Raw genomic sequence first — 16,480 nt, forward strand, 5'->3', positions numbered from 1 at the left:
GTACACACCATGTGGCTATGTCGAATCGGTTGCACATTTCTCGTCTTCTGGATCGCGACGGATCAACGTGCGATCGGGAATCTGGCAAGCCCGTTCCCGGTGGAGGTCACGCAACCGTCGGGTGAGACGATCCAGTTGTACATTCGCGGTAACGAAAAGTTGAACTGGTATGAGTATGTGCCGGAGGCCAGGAATATCCAGCGCGGGGTCGCGATGAGCCCGGCTGACGCGACGCTCGCAGCCACTCCCGGATACACCGTCATCAAGGACGCCGATGGGCGTTACGTGTACGCTCAGCTGGATGCCGATTCCAATTGGGTACCCACCGATGTCGCCGTCGGAGCGGAGGTGCCACAAAACCTTCAACGGCGTTTGATTCCGCCGCCGGAAAACGTTCAGCGGATGATTCGTGCCCGATTGCCGGAGCAAAACATCCCGTCCCGGGCCGCGGCGCCTCTAGGAACGGTCAAAAACCTGGTCGTGTTATTGAGATTCGCAGATCATACCGGCCGAACGTTGCCTTCGAAGGCGGATTACGAACAACTCTTCAATGCGCAATCCCCGGTTCCCAATCTGGCACCGACAGGGAGCGTCAAGATGTTCTACCAGGAAAACTCGTACGCCAAGATGAACCTGGAGTCGACGGTGGTCGACTGGGTAACGCTGCCGAAAAAGGAAGCTTACTATGCCAACGGCCAAAGTGGACTGACGTCGCGGATTTGGGAAGCGCTCCGTGATGGGCTTGATCTCGTCCGTGCGAGCGGTTCGGTCGACTTTGCCGATTTCGACAACGAGATCAATCAGAACGGCGGCAAGGGAGACGGTTGGATTGACGCGATCACCTTCGTTCATTCCGGGTATGCCGCCGAGTTCGGCGGGGTTGCCGGCGGGGCCGACATGGATGATCGAATTTGGTCGCATCGCTGGACAATGACTCCCTGGACAGATCCGGCGTCCGGTGTGAAGGTGAGCAACTACAATATCAATCCCGGAATTTGGGGAACCAGCGGAACCGCGATCGGACGCATCGGCGTGATTTGTCACGAGCTCGGGCATTTCTTCGGTTTACCTGACCTCTACGACTACAGCGGCAAAGGCGAGGGCTGTGGATCGTGGTGCTTGATGGCGAACAGTTGGGGCTTTGATGGCACCCAATTTCGTCCGCCGCACATGTCAGCGTGGTGCAAACTCTTTCTCAGTTGGAATTCCGCCCAACTGCTCTCCACACCTGGCACCTACGAAGTCGAAGCGACCTCACTGCCGGGGGCAAACATCTATCGAATCAACTACCCCAGCGGTCCTTTGAGTGAGTACCTGCTGATCGAAAACCGTCAAGCGGTTGGTCGCTACGACGGGGGGATACCGGCCGGAACGGGAGGCCAGGGGGGACTGGCGATCTGGCACATTGACGATTCGGTGCCGGAAAATGATCAACCCGGGTATCCCGGGTCTGATGGATTCCCTGCCGACCACTATAAAGTCGGGCTGATCCAGGCCGACGGACTTTGGGAGCTGGAGAAGGGACTGAACCGTGGCAACGCGAACGACGTTTTCCGACAGGGGCACAATGATTCGCTTACCGCAACGACCGACCCGAATTCAAACTCGTTTACCGGCGTCCAGCTACCTCCGATCAAAAACATCTCGGCGTCCAGTTCCAAGATGTCCTTTCAATATGGCGACGCCCCGATCATCGTCGACGACACGGTCCTCGCGGGCGTGGTGAATGTCGAAGTACCGACAAGTCATTCCGTCAACTTCAGTCCCGACGGAAAGGCCGCCACGATTCTATTGGATCGGTTGGTTAGCTATGCCTACGGAGATGCCGCAGAGGTCAAGCACGCGACGTTTGTGCTGCCGCTTAAAGACGCCTCCGAAAATGCGACGGTGGCGATCCAGGTCCGCGGGTACTACAGCACCGACGACGGTTCGGTCGGACGGGTGATTCTGTCCGCCAATGGCAGCGCGTCGATCATTGATCCCAAGGCCAGTGCCGCACCGCAGGCATCCAGGGCGATGGAGCCAGATGCAAAGGGTGCCAAGCAAGCGAACCACCGAGCGACAGCGGAAAGAATCCGCCGCGGTAACAATCCGAAACCATCCAATGTGACCGGGGACGACTTCTTCTACGAGTCGTCGACATCACTGGTTGTGGATGAAAAGCTGCCGATCACGATCGTGCTGCAAACCGAGCGGCTGACTTCGGATTCCGTCGGGGCCTATCTGGTCATCGATTCCATCGATGTGGAGATAAAACCCTAGCCGCTGATCTCGTTGGTGGCCACAAGTCACAATCAGAGCAGAGGGTTGACCATTGTGCACAGCTGCGCGTCAACTCGCTGCGGGCGTGCGAAAAGATTTTCCAACAATCCATTGGGGGATTCAAATGAGATTCCTGATCTGTTGTGGGCTGGTCGTGCTGTCCGTTCTTGGCAACGCACAAGACGAACCGATCTATCTGGATCAAGGTTGGGATGCCGAGCAGCGCGAGGAATTTTACTTTACCGCCCAAGGCTCTCAACTGATCCCCTTCAAGTGGTTCCTTCAACTCGAGCGAGCGGATTCGGAAGAGCTCTTTCGGCACAATTCAAATCTGTCGCGATTCGGGTTTATCACAACGGAGCCTTCGAAACGAAATCCCGAAGGGTTGCCGGTCGGTTTCGTCCGAGACGGAGTGGATCCGGTCGCCAGCGACTTTATGGGACTCAAGTCCGTTCAACGATCCGTCATTGCGAAAGCGACTCGTTTCGAAGTGAAGAAGGCCTATTTGGGCGCCGGTTTTGACGAAAAATATTACCCACGTGAACAAGAATCGTGGTTCGGGTTTACCTGCGCCGCGTGCCACACTCACCAAATCCGATACCAGGGCGCAACCGTACGGATCGACGGTGGATCCACGCAAGCCGACGTCGAGTCCTTTCTACGTGAATTGGGGCGAGCGTTACAGGCAACCTGTGAGGACGATCAAAAGCTGGAGCGTTTTGCGATCGCCGTCGGACGCCGGGAATACGACTTGCACGAATTCAAAAAGGAGGTCCAACAGATCTCCTCGGCCGTCAACCAATTGGTTCAAAGGAACAAGGCCAAGCACCCCTACGGATACGCACGCCTGGACGCATTCGGCGCGATTTTGAACGCCGTCTGTGAAACCGCGTTGAGCGAGCCGGAAAACCATCGTTCATCCGATGCGCCGGTCAGTTATCCATCGTTGTGGAACACGCCCGAATACAGCTACGTGCAATGGAATGCGTCGGCCCCGTCGGCCGAAGCACGCAACGTCGGGGAGGTGTTGGGCGTCTTCGGAACCTACACGCTTGCTGCGGGACCGACGCAATTCGATTCGACGGTGCGTCTTGGCAACCTTGTCCGGCTGGAACACGAGTTAATCAAGAACCTGAAATCACCAGACTGGCCGGAAGCAGTCTTGGGACCGCTAGATGACGCTAAGGTTGCAGCCGGGAGGATTCTTTTCAGGAAGAATTGTGAGTCGTGTCATGCGGTGCGCGTGGATGGCGATTTTGTGCGCAATGACCAGGGCCGAATTCCGGTGCGTTCCAACACATTGACGGAAATTCAAACGGACTCCCAGTTCTTGAAGAACTTGAATCCGCAGGACACGATCTTGGCCGGCGGTCTGCAAGATCTTCTCGGTGGTGCGATCCGTGTGCCACGCGCCAGCATGTTAGGGGCGGCGGTTCGTGAGATCATCTCGAACCGATCCCGCGCTGAAATGATTGACGTTCGGCCACTTCAGCCCGGCCCACAAGACCCTCCGCACCCGGACGGTGTCGGCAGTGGATACATCGCCCGACCATTGGAAGGGATTTGGGCAAGTGCTCCCTACTTTCACAATGGCAGTGTCCCGAATTTGTACGAGACATTGCTGCCCGCATCGGAACGGTCGAGCACGTTTTGGGTCGGCAATACGGAGTTTGATTCGGTGAACGTCGGATTCGTCACCGATCGGTCGGAGATCGGTTCAGAGTTCCGTGTCTGTGATCAGACCGGTCAGCCGATCGTGGGAAACTCCAACGCGGGGCATGAGGGGCACGGGGCCAACGAGTCGGAAGGTTTCACCCAAACGTTTGAAAACGGTCAATGGCGCGACTTTAGCGACGAGGAGCGGTATGCACTGGTCGAATACATGAAATCGCTTTCGCCGAATGAGACGGACGTGCCAAAGTCACCCGCGTTCGAGCAGATTCCCGACGGCGAGCAGGAGATGATCAAGAACATTGTCGATGCGACCGTCACGCAAATGCGGGCGCGGTATGCCGACGGTGATCGCATGCTTCGCAGCGTCCACCCGAAGGATCACGGTTGCGTGACCGCAAAGTTTGAAGTCCACCAGGATTTGCCCGAAGAATACCGGGTCGGGGTCTTTCAGCCGGGCGCCGTCTACGAGTGCTACATTCGCTTCTCCAACGCGGCCGTCCGGGTCGACCATGACTCGCGACGCGGTGCGGACGGAAACCCGGTTCATGGAAGCCGTGGGATGGCAATCAAGTTGGTCGGCGTTCACGGCGAGTCGCTGTTGCCACCGCATGGCTCGCTGACGCAAGACTTTTTGATGATCAACCAGCCCGTGTTTACGTTCGCCAATGTCGAAGACTATGAATTGTTGAGTACGGTTTTGGTGGAAAACAACGATGATCCACGTGCTTTCTTTGCAAAACGTTTTACGAGCGGAACCGACGAACAAAAAGCGAGGGCCGCACGAACAAAGCAATTGGTCGAACGGATTCAGGCAAATGAAGTCGGCGAAAACAGTGGTGCATTCTTTCCGCCTCCTGCGAGTCCGGTGGACAATCCGTACTTCAGCGCGGCGCCGTTCCTGTTCGGCCCGGACCGCGTCATGAAGTTTCGCGCGATGCCGGTTGGCCGCAGTAACGATGTTCCGAACGTCGATGATCCGAATTACTTGCGGACGGGATTGATCGCGCGTTTGTCCAAGCAATCGGTTGAATTCGACTTCGGAATACAGGTCCGCACCATCGGCCAAGTCGACCCAGCAACCGATATCGAAAACGCGTCGGTCGAGTGGAAGGACGACTTCGTGTCGGTCGCCCGAATCACGATTGCGCCCCAGAAATTCGATTCACCGGAGCAGCGGGTGCATTGTGAAAAGCTGTTCTTTTCGCCGTGGCACGGAGTTGCGGATCACCGGCCGATCGGAGGTATCAATCGCCTGCGCAAAGCGGTCTACCTTGCTTCAGGGAAATTTCGCAATCTGCCGAAAGAACCGGCCTCCATTCCGACGGCTTGGTCGTCCGAGGAATAGGAGTTCGCCGTCCGCATCACTTCGCAATCGAACGAGACTGATGGAGATGTCCTATGGAGCGTCTGATGCGGAAGATTGAGACGCCCCATCCCCCGTATCGCGTTCCCGTTCCACTTGGACCATGTAGATGTGGCGTTCACCGTGCAAGTTGGAACGGAACACGATCCATCGGCCGTCGGGGGTAAAGGTGACGTTGGGTTCCAGGTCGTAGTCGTGGCTGGAAAGGTCGACCAGTCTTTCGGACTTTAGCGTGCCCGATTTCGCGGGCTGACCGCTGACCGTCGCGTCGGTGAACTCGTCATCGGGGCGGAACAGATAGATCCATTGTCCGTTGCCGGGCGGGTCAAGCCGCCGTTTCTCGGGAAGCGGGGTCTGGTTCGCCACGCTCTTCGGACCGCCGCCGTCGCCGGCAAATAACGTTCCGTCACGCGAGATGTTGTAGTGAACCGACCACTCGTCTCGCTTCAGCCGGTAACGGACGCGCTCGCCCGTGGTCACGTGCACGCCAGCCAGCCAGAACTGATCGGCACGTGGGGTCTGCAGATCGTACCAGACCCACCGACCATCGGCGCTGAAAAACTCGTGTCCGGCGATCTCGTATTGCTGTTGGCGCCGATGCATCAGTTTCGCGTCGTCGCTCCCGAATTCAACGGTCCAGACTCGGTCGACGTCCTGCCAGATGCCTTCATGGCAAAAGAGACCAATGTTCGGATCGGTAGGTGAACACTGCAGGTGATTCAGCCACGCGTTGGAAGGATGAAACGTCTCGATCTGGCCGCTGGCAATGTTGGCCGTGAACAGTTTCATCGACCGCGGGGCGTCACGACCGCGATCGCCGGATCGGTCACGACGACCGGTTTGATCGCGCGGCGAGAATTCCCGGATCGAACCGAAAAGCAGTGTTTCGTCCGCGTTGACCCCATTGAAGCTCGCTCCCGGCGGAAGCGTCACGATATCACGGGTTTCGCCGCTATCAACGTGCGTGGCCCGAACCATCGTGCCTTCGCGTGTGCGAGCCGAATAATAAACGTGTCGCGTTTTGCGTCCCATTTCGACGCCGCTGCTGCCTCCCATGCGATAGCCGCGCCGCGGAACGACGACCTTCAACTCACGGGTCTGTAGATCAACGGTTTCCAGTCCTCGCGGCGTTGAAATCAGCAGCTTGTCGCCTTCGGGCGTGTACGCATTCTGGTGGAAGTAAAGACTCGCGCTGCCCGCTTCCTTGGACAACCGCACCACACGATGGCCGGTCTGTGGCTCAACCCACTCGCGAGGCGGTTCGTCGGCTCCAAGTGCCGAGTAAAATGCCATGACGGACAAAACTAGGATTGAGATAATGAGGCTGTGTCGCATGCGGAAACTCGGCCGAGAATTTAGAAGACGTTTAGAGATTATGGTCGAGGGCTTGGCCGGCTGGGAACCACGCGTCACTCATTTGCCGGCAGCTTCGTGAGTATCAACTTGATTCACGTCGACCGGACCGGCTACCGCTGGAAGCAGAAGCGACTCGCTGTAACGCTAAGATTGTAGCTCCAGCGAAGACCACGCCCACGCCAATCCCGATTGCCTTCTGCTCGGTGATGAGAGCGGAAACAAATGCCGCCAACGTTGCAATCGCTGGAAGCCCTACACCAATAGTGTTCCAGAGTTTCGATGGCTTTCGAGGATCGTTCATAGCTCATCTTTGGTGGTGCGAGTCCAAGCTCTCACAGCGAGAAATCAGCCCCATTTTGCAGGACATTATAAACCGCATCGCCTGTCAGGTCGAACTTGGTCCGAAGAGAATCCCTCTCCGGCCCGAGCCAAACTGACTCCGGCACGGCTCACCGGGTCAATCGAACCAGGGAGGCTCGATGTCCCATCCCATGCGGTCTGCATACTTCTTCGTCTACCCGCATGATCCGAATGGCAAATACGGTATTACGGATCGCATTATGTCCAGCAACGCGTCTTCATTCCCGATTACTCTCTCGGAGCATCTCTGCGCGGGGCTTCGGCAGCCGTTGTTGCCGGCGATACGCTCCCGGCGTTTGACCCGTTTCGCGTTTGAAGGTCACGCTCATGCTCTCGGTGTGATTGTAGCCGGCCAGCGGGGCAATCTGCTCTAAAGGCAACTCCGTTTCATCGAGCAGTTGCTTGAGTCGTCGGATCTGCACGGCGTTGATCTCTTCGCGTGGTGTGCGGCCGAGATGTTTTCGAAAGCGGCGTTCGAGTTGTCGGCGTGAGAGGTTCGAGAATCGGACCAGAGCGGCAACGTCGATTCCGTGGCAAGCGTTTTCACGAATGAATCGACAAACGCGTGAGAGTTCCGGATCCTCGACAGCAAACACCTGGGTTGAATGTCGCTGGACCACCTCGATCGGTGAAACATGTTGGACACTCGGAGGGGACGCTCCGTGCGTCATCATCGCATCTAACGTCTCGGCTGCGCAGTACCCGACGGCGTCTGCGTCCGGCCGCACACTCGTCAGCGTCGGGTCGCTCAACGGGCACACCGTGTCATCGTCATCGACGCCGATCACACCAATGTCGTCCGGGATCGCGATCGACAATTGCCGACAGACATTCAAGACTTGTTGGCCACGAATGTCATGGCATGCCATCAACCCGGTCGGGCGTTGCAGCGTCAGCAACCATTGGGTCAACGGGTCGGAATCCAGCACGCCCGGCAACTCAGCCTCCGAAAGCGATTTGCCTCGGTCGCCTTCCGTTTCATAGACGGTCAACGGGCAACCGTGTTCCTCCACGCAGCTGCGAAAATGATGGAGCCGTGCCTGAGAGTAATGGGCCCCCCGGTAGCCACAATAGGCGAATCGGCGGAAGCCCCGCTCATAGAGGTGATCGAACGCCAATCGCGCAACCGCGTGGTCGTCCGTTTCGACTTGAGGGATTCCCAGATTGGAGCGGCTGCAAAGCACATCGACGATCGGAAGCCCCAGCTTTTTCAAGGGACCGATATTGTGTGTATCCACACGGGCGATGACACCAGAGACATCCGCGCGCAGGATCCAGTCCGGAACCGAGTCGCCCATCGTCATCTCTTGATGCAACAATGACCAACTTCCGCGGGTGCGAGAGTACAGCGAAATTCCGCGCAGCAGACGTCGACCGTACGAACGCGAGGACTCGATCAGCAGGGCGACCTTTTTGACAGTGCCGGTCCTCGTTGGGGGCATCAAACACTCCGTGTGGGCGTGCCGCAAACTCTCAGGAACCTGCCGCAAACTCTCCTGGCCGATTCAGGATCCGGCAGTAATCATAGGACTATATCGCACGTTTTTCCCTGTCGCAAACAGTTGGTTCGCGACAGTTCCCCAGCGCCGATTCGGACACCGGAGCAGCTCGCGCCGAATCAGCACCTTGAAAAAAGAGAAAGTGATGCAACGTTTCGCCACGACCTTCCTGGGCTTGTTCGCAGTCGTCGCGTGTCTCGGCGTGACCGACCACGCTACCGCAGAAGCAAACGGACAAACGCAATTGTTTGATGGTAAGACGCTCGACGATTGGCAATTCGACGGGAAACATTGGCGCGTCGAGGACGGTTCGATCGTCGGTGAAATTCCCAAGGGCCAGACGCTGCGGGAAAATACCTGGATGATTTGGTCCGGTGGCGAACTGAAGGACTTTGACCTGCGCCTGCAAGTCAAATTGACCGGTGCACCGCAAGCGAATTCGGGAATCCAATTCCGTGCCCAAGCCACCGATCCCCGACACGTGTCCGGCTATCAGGCTGACCTGGACATGGGAGCGACCTGGCTGGGCCGGATCTACGACGAACACGGACGTGCACTTCTGGTCGAACGCGGCCAGCGCGTTTCGATCGATCGTCAAGGCCGGCGGACCGCCAAGAGGTTTTCCCCCGCGGGTTTGTTCGCCCCCATCTTCCGAGAGAATGATTGGAACGACTACCGAATCGTCGCGATCGGATCGCGAGTGAACGTCTTTGTCAACGGAACACTGTTTTCTGAGCTGATCGACGACGAAGCGGGAGCCGCCGACTTGTCAGGTAAACTTGCCTTTCAATTGCACAGCGGGCCGGAGACGAGGGTTGCGTTTCGAAACATCGTTCTCGAGACGCTCACACCGGACGACGCCCGACTGGGGCCGACCCCGCTGACAACCATCGCTGATCAACCCCGACCAGTCGAATCCGCAGTCGGCATCCTGCCGCGCGATGGCGACGCGAACGATCTCGATTTGGGTTTTGAGTCGGGAGACTTGAACAATTGGACCGCAACCGGAGACGCCTTCAATGGACAACCCGTCAAGGAAGACACGATCGGACAACGATGGAGCGGCCAAAGTAGCGGCAAGCACGGCGACTATTTCATCGGCGGCTATGAAGTCACTCGCTCCGATGCCGCACAAGGAACATTGACGTCAATTTGGTTTAAAGCATCTGCCCCCTTCGCCAGCTTTCTGGTCGCGGGCGGGGACACCGCCGCGACTCGGGTCGATATTCTTGCACGTCGGGCCGAAGACGATGCGGAACAGGTCATCGCCACCGCCAGCGGGGATCGCCGCGAACAAATGCAGCGAGTGGTCATTGATCTCCGCTCGCACCAAGGGCGTTCCATTGCAATCCGTCTGGTGGACGAATCATCCGGGCCCTGGGGACACCTCAACTTTGACGACTTTCGTTTTCACCCAACGCGACCGGAAGTTGCCGCCGCCGAATCCGGCTCGCCGCTGGACAATCCGCTGCTCCATCATCTCCTCGCGAATCCCAAACCGACGCCGGTAGCCGGTGAAACACTGGCGAAGATGTCCGTGCCAGCCGGATTCGAGGTCGATCTGATTGCCGCCGAACCCGATGTCCACCAACCGATGGCGTTCACGTTCGACGCGCGCGGCCGGTTGTGGGTTGTCGAAGGCCATTGTTATCCGACAAAACGCAAGGAAGGAGAGGGGCTGGACAAGGTCCTGATTTTCGAAGACGCCGACCATGACGGTCGCTTCGAGAAACGCAAGGTGTTTGTCGAAGGGCTCAATCTGGTCAGCGGCCTACAAGTCGGACATGGTGGTGTTTGGATCGGCGCCGCACCTGAATTGCTGTTCATCCCCGACCGTGACGCCAACGACATCCCCGACGGCGAGCCGCAGGTCTTGTTGGATGGCTTCGGATTCGGCGACACGCACGAAACCATCAACAGTTTCATTTGGGGGCCGGACGGCTGGTTGTACGGAAACCAAGGCGTCTTCAATCAATCCTATGTCGGCAAACCGGGCACCGATCACGACCGCCGAGTCCATCTGGCGGCCGGGGTTTGGCGCTACCATCCGACTCGGCATGATTTTGAGGTGTTCGCACACGGGGGCAGCAACCAGTGGGGGCTGGACTTTGACGACCACGGTCAATTGTTCATGACCCATTGCCGTAGCGCCTATGGTCGCGGCCCGACCACGCACGTGATTCAAGGCGGTCATTATTGGAACCAAATCAACGGCCGACACGCTCCGTTCATCTCGTCGGGATCCATCGCAGGGATCGCCGGCGAAAACTACCTGCTCGCATCGGCCCGATACGGCCATGGCGAAGGCGGAGCCGGTAAACGTGGCTCGCGCGCCCTGTATGGGGGCCACTCGCATGTGGGAACGATGATTTACCTGGGTGACAACTGGCCCGACCAGTATCGCAACCACCTGTTCACGCACAACCTGCATGGGCACCAAATGAACCACCAAATCAATCACCGTGACGGCAGCGGGTTCAATACGGTGCATGCCGGATACGATGTGTTGCACTGCGCCGATCCGCAATACATCGGTGTCGATTTGCAATGTGGCCCCGATGGAACGGTCTACATCAGCGACTGGTACGATCCCCGACATTGCCACAGCCCACACATGGAGCAATGGCAGCGTGGGAACGGCCGGATGTACCGCATGCGATACGAGGGGTTCACGCCGGCGAACGTCAACTATGCCCAGGCCTCCGATGTGGAACTCGTCCAGGCACAACTGCACCGGAACGATTGGCACGTCCGCGCCGCCCGTTTGGTGTTGGCCGAGCGAGCCGTCTGGCGCGTTATCGACAGCGATGCCGTCGAGCAACTACGAATCATGGCCACGTCGCATCCGAGCGACGCAAGACGGCTGCGGGCGATGTGGTGCCTGCACGTAACCGGTACGTTGGACGCCGAACTCGCAAGCAGGCTGCTTGATGACGCGAGCGAGTTCGTGCGCGGCTGGACGGTCCAACTGCTTGCCGAATCAACGAACCTGCAGGGATGCCGCGACTTGCTGCTTTCGATGATCGCCAAGGAAACTTCGCCGTTGGTGAAGCTGTACCTCACATCAGCCGCGGGGCGAATGCGGGATGAAACGGCGTGGCGAATCATCGAAACGCTTTCCGGTCAGCCCGAAAACGCAGCCGACCGCACGTTGTCGCTGCTGATTTGGCAATCGTTGGCTCAGTTCATGGGAAGCGATTTGGATCGCGCCGACGACCTGGTCGATCGCACCCGCATCCCGTCGCTCGGTCACTACATTCGCTGGTACGCACCCCAGTTGTCAGACCAGGGACGCGATTTGATGACGTCCCGTCTCGCAGAAACAGCGGGTGAAGAGCGACTGATGACACTGCGGTTGTTCGCCGATGGGATCAGGGATCGGCGAAATCTAAACGCGCCCGCCGGCTGGGCATCGTTGGCAGCCGATCTGTATCGCGACGACGCAACACGCGGCCCGGCCGAAACGCTCGGGGCGGCGTTTGGCGACGAATCGCTGTACCGCCGAATGCGGAATCAATTGGCCGACGAACAGACAAGCCTGCACGACCGCCAACACGCACTTTCCATTCTGGCCAGTGATTCGAACCCCGAGAACCTGCCCGCGATGTTGAGCTTGATTGATGTTCCACAACTTCAGTTGGAAATCATTCGTCAACTGAAGCGATATGACGATCCAGGCGTCGCGGCCGCGTTGATCGATCGATTGCCTACGCTTCCCGACACGATCCGCGAAGCCGCGATGGAAACGCTCTGTAGTCGCGCCGCTTCATCACTGCTCTTGCTCGATGCCATCAAGCATGGCCGAGTCGCGAAGGGGCAACTCACGGGATTCTATGCCCGCCAGATGGCGAGTTTGGAACACGAGGACGTCAGCGCGAAACTCCAAGAGCAATGGGGGACGCTGGGGCAATCGTCCGCGGAATCGAAAGCGGCGATCGATTCACTGGTGGACCAGTACAAGAAAGCTCCGTTGTGGGCCTATCACCGCGGTAACGGTGAGGCGACGTTCAAGAAGTTGTGTGCGACGTGCCACGTCCAAACCGAAGACGCCCAGCGAATCGGCCCCAAGCTGGACGGCACGGGGGCGAAAGGCATCGAGTACATCGTGGAGAACATCATCGATCCCAACGCGGTGATCGGAGAGGACTTTCTGGCCCGACAGATTCTCACCGTCGACGGTGTGGTGATTACCGGCGTGGTGCTGAAAGAGACCGATTCGGCGCTGACCATTCGTACCGCAACCGCCACCCAAACGGTCGCCCAAGACGACGTGGAGCAAATGATCGTTTCGAAAAACTCCTTCATGCCCGAAGGATTGCTGAAACAACTGACCGATCGTGAACGCATCGAACTACTGATGTACCTGATGTCGCTCAAATAGCTGTCGCCCTGCCCATGCAGGCGACACCACGCAGGTCATCGTCCGAGTCGGCTAGGAGATTCGCATGGCGTAGCGAAGACGACGCGTCACAAATATCGCTCCCTTTCCCAATTCAAGTTGATCGGGCAAAACGATGGCTGACTGGAATTGTCTTGCCCCCATTGTTTTGCCCCTTTCGTCACCGCCACATCATCGCGTCGCTGGCTGCCAGCGACCGAATCCGGCCACCAATTGCGAAGGAATTCAGTAGCCGGATGGCAGCACGTTAGTGTTTAACCTTGAGGCGATTCCCGGTCGCTGCTTCGCAGCGCGAGTGGGCGGCTAAAGCCTGGACACCAGCGATTGTGCTGGTGCCATTGACGCCTGCCCCAGTTGTCTTGTCCTCGACCATTCGTCTGCCACTGATTCGTTTGCTACGCGACTCCGCCTTGATTGGCATACTTGTCGGGTAGAACGGATTGGAAAGCTGCGATCGAGATGGCAGCTTGTGCAAGCGATCGGGAAGGGTGTTAAACTGAGGGGCCCCCAGCTCAGAGACTGCTGAATCGGTTGCCATGACGTGGTCACCCGGCATGCCTGGTAACCGATACTCTCTGTCCCACCCAACCATCTGCGTTTGACGAAAACGACACCGAGCCTGCCCCAGTCGTTCGTCACCGCGGAACAGAATGAGGCGATCGATGATTACCAGCCAAGTTTCGAACGGCCGCGCGGTCATCCGCATTGCAGTTGGACTGGGCTTGGCGATCTGTCTGAGCTCGGCAGCCGGCCCGAGTGGTTCGCCTGCTTTGGCGAATGACACCAGCCCGGCAAACAAGATCAGTTTCAGCGGCGACGTGCGACCGATCCTGGCGGAGTACTGTGTCCAGTGCCATGGCCCGGACGATCAAGAACGCCAAGCCGACTTGCGGCTGGACAGCCGCGACGACAGGACGAGCGACGTCATCGTCGCGGGCGCCCCCGATGAGAGCGAATTGATCTTGAGGTTGACGACCGAAGACCTGGAGATGCGGATGCCGCCCCCGGAATTGCAAAAGCGCCCCACGGCGAACGAGATCGAGATTCTACGTCGTTGGATCGATCAGGGGGCAACGTTTGAGCGACATTGGTCCTATCAACCGATCGGCGACCCAGACGTTCCCGAGCCCAGCGGTGACGCATCTACCGAGATCGATCGCTTTATCGTCGCGGCACTGGAGAAGAACGGGCTCACGCTCGCTCCGCGACTGGATCGCCGAAGACTCATTCGGCGAGCGACTTTCGATTTGATCGGATTGCCTCCCTCGCCCGCTGAGGTCGAAGCGTTCGTCGACGACGCCGCGGCAGACGACGTTGCGTTCGCCAAGGTGATCGATCGATTGCTCCAGTCGCCTCGTTATGGCGAACGCTGGGGCCGACATTGGCTGGACATCGCTCGCTATGCCGACACCCATGGCGGCTCGGCCATCGGTTTCACGCGGTTTCCGTTTTCATACACCTATCGAGACTATGTGATCGGTGCGTTCAACGATGACCTGCCCTACGACGAATTCGTCCGACAGCAACTGGCGGCCGATCAATTGGACCTGCCGGCCAACGATCCCGCCCTGGCCGCGTTGGGGTTCCTGACCGTGGGCATGCAGTTTCGTAGCGTGCATGATCTGATTGACGACCAGATCGACGTGGTCACCCGAGGACTGATGGGGATGACCGTCGCCTGTGCCCGCTGCCACGACCACAAATTCGACGAAATCCCCACGACGGACTACTACGCCCTGTACGCGACCCTGGCCAGCAGCACGTCGCCGGACGATTTACCGGTGCTGGGCGAACCATCGCCGACCGACCAGCTGCGCGACTACCAACGCCGACTCGAAGAACGGCAAACGATCTATCGCGATATGGCGCGTGATCAGATCGAAGTGATGCGAAACCGATTGCGCAGCCAAGTCGGTTTGTACTTGACCGAATTGGCCAAGGGGGTGCCCGAACAGGATCTGTCGGCGGCGTTCCTGTCGTACCGCACCGATGACGTGCGTCCCGTTGTTCTGAATCGTTGGCGGACCTACTTGGGCACGCTGAGCGAACAGGATCCGGTGTTCTTTGCGTGGATCCGCCTCCGGGAAACTCCCGCGGACCAATTTCAAGCTGCGTGCGAACAACTGGTGCAGACATTAAAAGCGGAGAACGGCGATCCCGCGAAGTATAAAGACATGCACAACATGAGCGTGGAGGCTCCGATATGGAATCCGCGAGTCCTGGATGCTCTCGCAGAAGCCAAACCGGCGTCGCTGATCGAACTGGCCGCTGTCTACGGCGAACTGTTCACCGAAGTGCACCTCGGTTGGTTGACGGCGTTGCACGAAGCGTCCATGGAAGCGACGCCGACCGGGGATCTGATCACCGACGAAGATCCGCGACACGCTGAAATCAATAGCGCGATCAATCAGCAGCTGCGGCGGCACCTGTACGAATCCGGTACCCCGACCGACGTACCGGACGAAATCGCTGTCAAAATGCTGAATCGCACGGTATCGGACAAATTGTCGGGAAAACGCGGTACGATCCATGCCTTGCATTTGAACTCGCCCGGTTCGCCGCCACGCGGCATGGTGTTGACCGAATCCGAAGCGCCGCCCGAAACCCGCGTGTTCCTACGCGGCAATCCGACCAGCCGTGGCGAGCGGGTCGAAGCGCGGTTCCTGACCGCGGTTGCTCCCTACAACCACCAGCCCTTTGCCGATGGAAAGCGTCGTCGCGGCCTGGCCGAATCCATCGTAAATCCCGAAAACCCACTGACCCGACGTGTGATCGTGAACTGGATTTGGCGGCACCATTTCGGCCAGGGGCTCGTCCGTACTCCCGATGATCTGGGGACTCGCGGCACACCGCCCACGCATCCGCAGCTGCTGGATCACTTGGCCACCGCGTTTGCCGAAGACGGCTGGTCGATCAAAAAGATGCACCGCCGGATCATGTTGTCCGACGTGTACCAGCAGGCGTCCGTCGAGAACACCGAAGCGCGTCAGCGCGACGCGGAGAACCGCTTGCTGTGGCGGATGCCGCGCAAACGTGTGGAAATGGAAGCGATGCGAGATGCGATGCTGGCCGTATCGGGCGAGCTGGACACGACGAACATCGGCGGTCGACCGTTTGATCTGGAAACCGTGCCGCTGGTGCCTCGCCGCAGCGTGTACGGGTTCATCAATCGCGACATCATCTCCAATTTGTCCAGCACCTTTGACGGTGCGGACCCGACAACCTGCACCGTCAAACGTCCCGACACCCTGGTGCCCCAGCAAACGCTGTACGCCCTGAATTCCGCCTTCATTCAGGACCGGGCTGCCGCGGTCGCCAGGCTGGCGATGAATGCTTCGGCAACAAACGAAGATCGAGTGGAATGGCTGTACCGTCGGATCTACTTACGCCCGCCCGATCAAGAAGAACGGGACCTGGCGCTCGCCTTTGTCACTCGCACGCAGAATAACGACGAAACACAGATTAACGACGCAGCGTCCGACGATCGATGGGCCCAGCTGGCGCATGCCATGTTGGCCTCCAACGAATTCATTTTTCTGGATTGACCGGGTTGCTGATTCGATGCCC

At 58.5% G+C, this 16,480-nt stretch carries 6 protein-coding genes; 4 read left to right on the forward strand and 2 right to left on the reverse strand.

Annotated features, from left to right (window positions below; all coding sequences use genetic code 11):
- Positions 1-9: 9 nt before the first annotated feature.
- Positions 10-2,262 carry a M6 family metalloprotease domain-containing protein gene (locus Mal15_RS11255; protein WP_147867847.1) on the forward strand — a complete coding sequence of 751 codons (2,253 nt, stop codon included), beginning with the start codon at positions 10-12 and terminating at the stop codon, positions 2,260-2,262.
- A 124-nt stretch (positions 2,263-2,386) separates the two neighbouring features.
- The gene (locus Mal15_RS11260; RefSeq protein WP_147867848.1) at positions 2,387-5,281 is read left to right on the forward strand and encodes a catalase family protein; all 2,895 of its coding nucleotides are present in this window, start codon (positions 2,387-2,389) and stop codon (positions 5,279-5,281) included.
- A gap of 51 nt (positions 5,282-5,332) precedes the next feature.
- Here Mal15_RS11260 and Mal15_RS11265 read toward each other — a convergent pair whose 3' ends face one another.
- Both Mal15_RS11265 and Mal15_RS11270 read right to left on the reverse strand, forming a co-directional pair.
- Positions 5,333-6,592, reverse strand: a complete 1,260-nt coding sequence (locus tag Mal15_RS11265) for an oligogalacturonate lyase family protein (protein WP_167546734.1) — start codon at positions 6,590-6,592, stop codon at positions 5,333-5,335.
- Positions 6,593-7,233: 641 nt separating this feature from the next.
- Entirely contained in the window at positions 7,234-8,457 is a 1,224-nt protein-coding gene (locus tag Mal15_RS11270; protein ID WP_147867850.1) for an AraC family transcriptional regulator, read from the reverse strand.
- Between the two features lie 202 nt (positions 8,458-8,659).
- Between Mal15_RS11270 and Mal15_RS11275 the strand changes: the two genes are divergently transcribed.
- A complete protein-coding gene (locus Mal15_RS11275; RefSeq protein WP_147867851.1) occupies positions 8,660-12,895 on the forward strand; it encodes a PVC-type heme-binding CxxCH protein in 4,236 nt (1,411 codons plus the stop codon).
- 680 nt (positions 12,896-13,575) lie between these two features.
- The gene (locus Mal15_RS11280; protein ID WP_167546735.1) at positions 13,576-16,458 is read left to right on the forward strand and encodes a PSD1 and planctomycete cytochrome C domain-containing protein; all 2,883 of its coding nucleotides are present in this window, start codon (positions 13,576-13,578) and stop codon (positions 16,456-16,458) included.
- Positions 16,459-16,480 lie beyond the last annotated feature (22 nt).

Origin of the sequence: Stieleria maiorica (assembly GCF_008035925.1) — a bacterium.
GTDB lineage: Bacteria > Planctomycetota > Planctomycetia > Pirellulales > Pirellulaceae > Stieleria > Stieleria maiorica.